Annotated in this window: 6 protein-coding genes and 1 tRNA gene; all 7 read left to right on the top strand. The window is 66.8% G+C overall.

Annotated features, from left to right (window positions below):
• On the top strand, positions 1 to 298 hold a 298-nt coding region (locus tag AB4Y84_RS14830), incomplete at its 5' end, for an LPS-assembly lipoprotein LptE (RefSeq protein ID WP_442250354.1).
• 12 nt (positions 299 to 310) lie between these two features.
• Positions 311 to 1,348 carry a DNA polymerase III subunit delta gene (gene holA / locus AB4Y84_RS14825; RefSeq protein WP_442244104.1) on the top strand — a complete coding sequence of 346 codons (1,038 nt, stop codon included), beginning with the start codon at positions 311 to 313 and terminating at the stop codon, positions 1,346 to 1,348.
• Between the two features lie 3 nt (positions 1,349 to 1,351).
• Positions 1,352 to 2,017, top strand: coding sequence for a nicotinate-nucleotide adenylyltransferase (gene nadD, locus AB4Y84_RS14820; RefSeq protein WP_442244103.1), 666 nt, complete (start codon positions 1,352 to 1,354; stop codon positions 2,015 to 2,017).
• Positions 2,018 to 2,075: 58 nt separating this feature from the next.
• Entirely contained in the window at positions 2,076 to 2,489 is a 414-nt protein-coding gene (rsfS, locus tag AB4Y84_RS14815; RefSeq protein WP_025879295.1) for a ribosome silencing factor, read from the top strand.
• Between the two features lie 63 nt (positions 2,490 to 2,552).
• Entirely contained in the window at positions 2,553 to 3,023 is a 471-nt protein-coding gene (rlmH, locus tag AB4Y84_RS14810) for a 23S rRNA (pseudouridine(1915)-N(3))-methyltransferase RlmH (RefSeq protein ID WP_025879294.1), read from the top strand.
• Between the two features lie 22 nt (positions 3,024 to 3,045).
• Positions 3,046 to 3,122, top strand: a tRNA-Asn gene (locus tag AB4Y84_RS14805).
• Between the two features lie 163 nt (positions 3,123 to 3,285).
• Entirely contained in the window at positions 3,286 to 4,236 is a 951-nt protein-coding gene (locus AB4Y84_RS14800) for an alpha/beta hydrolase (protein WP_442244102.1), read from the top strand.
• Position 4,237 lies beyond the last annotated feature (1 nt).

Below are 4,237 nucleotides of genomic sequence, written 5' to 3'. Positions count from 1 at the left end.
GGAATACAGCCTGCGCTATGCCGTGATCTTCATCTTCCGCCGCGAAGATGGCAGCGAACTGGTGCCGCAACAGGTGATCGAACTGTCGCGCGACTACGTGTCGCCGCCGACCGACGCTACCGGTACCACTACCGAGCGCGAGATCCTGGCCGATGAACTGCGCCGGGAAATGTCGGCCTCGATCATCCGCCGCATCGACAGCGTGGTCCGCGCCGAACTGGAAAAGGGCGGCAGCCTGTCGGCGCCGAAGCCGGTCGAGCACGATCCGGTCGAGCCCGCACCCGCCGTCCAGCACTGAGCCGGGCGCCTGATGGAACTGCGACCGGAACAGCTGGCCGGGCAGGGCGCTGACACGGCGCTGGCGCCGGTCTATCTGATCGCCGGTCCGGAAACGCTGCGTGTGCTGGAGGCGGCTGATGCCGTGCGTGTCCGTGCACGTGCGGCCGGCATCGACGAGCGCGAAGTGTTCGATGCCGATGGCCGTGATTTCGACTGGAACCAGCTCGACGCCAGCTTCAATGCCCCCAGCCTGTTCAGTGCCCGCCGCCTGGTGGAAGTGCGCCTGCCAAGTGGCAAGCCGGGCAAGGACGGCGGTGAGGTGATCAGCCGGTTCTGCGCCAACCCGGCGCCGGACGTGATCCTGATGATCACCGCCAACGAATGGAGCAAGGCCCACCAGGGCAAATGGGCCGAAGCGGTGAACCGCGTCGGCGTGTTGTCGGTGGCCTGGGCCATCAAGCCGCATGAGCTGTCGGACTGGATCGAACGGCGCCTGCGCAGCAGGGGCCTGCGCGCCGAACCGGCGGCCGTGCAGCGCTTGGCCGAACGCGTGGAAGGCAACCTGCTGGCGGCTGCGCAGGAGATCGACAAGCTCGTATTGCTGGCCGACGGCCAGACCCTGGACGTGGAACGGATGGAGTCGCTGGTGGCCGATGCTGCCCGCTACGACGTGTTCCGGCTGGTGGAGGCGACATTCTCCGGCCAGCCACAGGCGGTGCTGAGGATGCTGGCCGGGTTGCGCGGCGAAGGCGAGGCCGTGGCCGCGCTGATGCCGATCGTGATCCGCGAGCTGTTGGCCGGTGCCGGCCTGGCACGGGTACAGGCACGTGGCGGCAATCTGGCGGCGGAGATGAAATCCCGCGGTATCTGGGAATCGCGGCAGGCGCCCTACAAGCGCGCGCTGCAGCGGCACCCGGAAGGCAAGCGCTGGGAGCGTTTCGTGGCCGAAGCAGGGCTGGTTGACCGCATCGCCAAGGGCCGCGCAGACGGCGATGCCTGGCTTGCACTTGAGCGCCTGCTGGTGGCGGTGGCCGAGGCGCGTGCGGTGCGCCTGCTCGCCCGGGCCTGATCCATGAGCCTGCGGATCTACTACGGGGGCACCTTCGATCCGGTGCATCTGGGCCATCTGGCGATCGCGCGCGCCGCGCGCGATGAACTGCAGGTGGCGGTGCGCATGCTGCCTGCCGCCGACCCGCCGCATCGCGCGGTACCGGGCGCGACCGCCGAGCAACGCTGCACCATGCTCGGCCTGGCCATCGGCGATGAGCCGGGCCTGCTGCTGGACCGTCATGAGCTGGATCGGGCCGAGCGCTTCCCTGGCCGACCTTCCTATACCGTCGATACCCTGCGCGAACTGCGGGCCGAACTTGGCCCCAGCCGCCCGCTGGCGTGGCTGGTGGGGGCCGACAGCCTGCTGGGCCTGCCCAGCTGGCATGAGTGGCAGGCGCTGTTCGGTCTGGCCCATTTCATCGTTGCCGAGCGGCCTGGCAGTCCGCTGCGGGCCAGTGTTGACGGCGCGCTGGGGCAGGCCACCGAGGGGCGCTGGGCCGACAACGAGCAGGCCTTGTTTGCCAGCCCGGCCGGCCGCATCCTGCGCCTGCACCACCCGCTGCGCGAGGAATCGGCCAGTGCCGTGCGCGCCCAGATCGCCGCGGGCGGCCCCTGGCGGGCCATGCTGGCACCGGCGGTGGCCGACTACGTTTCTGGCCACGGCCTGTACCGCCCCGCCACCTCGTGAATACGGTTGCCGCGCTGTGCCCGTATAATCGCCCCCACGTTTATCGAGTCGACCCGCTTTGAGCAACCAGACCCAGCCCCAGACCATCAAGGTCGATCTGCCCAGCCCGCCGCCCTCCGTGCCGGAACTGCTGGCCAGCGTCCGTCAAGCCACCGAAGACCTGAAGGCCAAGGACCCGGTCGAGATCGACGTACGCGGCAAGTCCAGCGTCGCCGACTACATGGTGGTCGTATCGGGTACTTCGACCCGCCATGTGAAGTCCATCGCCGACGAAGTCGTGCGCTTCGCCAAGAACATCGACGTCATGCCGCTGGGTGTTGAAGGCGAGCGTGAAGCCGAATGGGTGCTGGTCGACCTGGGCGACGTCATCGTGCACGTGATGCTGCCGCGCGTGCGCGAGTTCTACGCGCTCGAGCGCTTGTGGACCGTTGGCGACCAGCCGCCGTCCTACGACGACGACGAAGTGGCCTGAGCCATTCGTTGATGCAGTTTTCGACGGCGCCGATGGCGCCGTCGACGTTTTGGAGGAATGTTGATGAAAGCCCGCCTGATCGCCACCGGCGAACGCGCGCCCAGTTGGGTGGCGCAGGGATTTGCCGAGTACCAGAAGCGGCTCTCGCACTGGCTGCCGTTCGAGCTGGTGGAGATCGAGCCCGGCCTGCGTGGCAAAGGGCGCGACGCACGTCGCGCCACCGAGGACGAGGGCAAGCGGGTGATCGCTGCGTTGCCGAAGAATGCCTATGTCGTTGCACTGGACGTACCGGGCCGCCAGCTCAGTTCCGAACAGCTGGCGCAGCGCCTGGAGCACTGGCGTGGACAGGGCAGGGACCTGGCGTTCCTGATCGGTGGCCCGGAAGGGCATTCGCCGGAAGTGTCTGCGCTGGCCGACGAAAAGTGGTCGATCGGCCCGCTGACGCTGCCGCACATGCTGGTGCGGCTGGTGGTGGCCGAGCAGTTGTATCGCGCAGCTGCGATGTTGGCCAATCACCCCTACCATCGGGCGTGAAGAGTCGTTATACTGGCGGTCTGCCCGAATAGCTCAGCCGGTTAGAGCACTTGACTGTTAATCAGGGGGTCGTTGGTTCGAGTCCAACTTCGGGCGCCACATTCAAGAGGCCTGCATCGCAAGATGCAGGCCTTTTTGTTGTGTCGCGCCGTGCAGTCGCGTGCGGCGGTAGATCCACGCCATGCGTGGATGCATCGCGCGCGATCTTTCGAGCGGACTCGACTCGACTCTACACTGCAGGTCCATCACGTGGATGTTGACGATGCGCGCTTGCTTTGCATTTCTCCTGCTGATGGTCCTGCTGCCATCTACCGCATCTGCAGTCGCGCCTGCCACCTGGCACCCGCCGGCCGGTACCACCGAATTCCCTCTCTGGCCCGATGGGCAGGTGATGACACCGCCGAAGCTGAAAGGCCCCGAGCAGGTCAGCGAAACCGTGTCCAAGGCCAGTGGCGAGCGCTGGATGATGCTGCAGAACGTGGCCGTGCCCACGCTCACCGTGTTCCCGGCGAAAGGCTCGCCCAACGGCACGGCAGTGATGGTGATACCGGGTGGGGGCTACAACGTGCTGGCGATGGACCTGGAAGGCAGCGAGATCTGCGATTGGCTGACCGCGCAGGGCGTCACCTGCGCACTGCTGAAGTATCGCGTACCGGCCTCGGGACCGAACTGGGATCGGGAGTGCAACTGCCGCGATATTCCGGCCGTGCCGATGGCCTTGCAGGATGCGCAGCGGGCAATGGGCCTGCTGCGTGCGCAGGCCGCGCGCTGGAAGATCGATCCACAACGGTTGGGCGTGATCGGCTTCTCGGCCGGCGGCCATGTGGTGGCGGGGTTGAGCACGTATGCGCAGCGCAGCTATGCACCGCTGGATGCGGCCGATGTGCAGTCCAGCCGGCCGGATTTCGCGATGCTGCTATATCCAGGGCATCTCTGGGTACGCAAGGATGATTCGCTGGAAAAAGACATCGTGGTCGACGCAAAGGCGCCGCCGACGTTCATCGTGCAGGCCGCCGATGACCCGACGGACGATGTCCGTCACGCATTGGTCTACCACCGCGCACTGATCGATGCCGGCGTGCCGGTTGAAATGCATCTGTTCGCGCACGGCGGCCACGCCTTCGGCCTGCGCCTGAAAGATGCGCCGGTGTCGGCATGGCCCAGCCTGGCCGAACGCTGGATGCATGACATCGGCATGCTGACGAAGCACTAGC

Origin of the sequence: Stenotrophomonas sp. 2YAF22, assembly GCF_052114665.1 — a bacterium.
Lineage (GTDB): Bacteria > Pseudomonadota > Gammaproteobacteria > Xanthomonadales > Xanthomonadaceae > Stenotrophomonas > Stenotrophomonas indicatrix.
The sequence above is the reverse complement of the archived record's forward strand: the minus strand, read 5'-3'. Positions and strand labels throughout refer to the sequence as shown.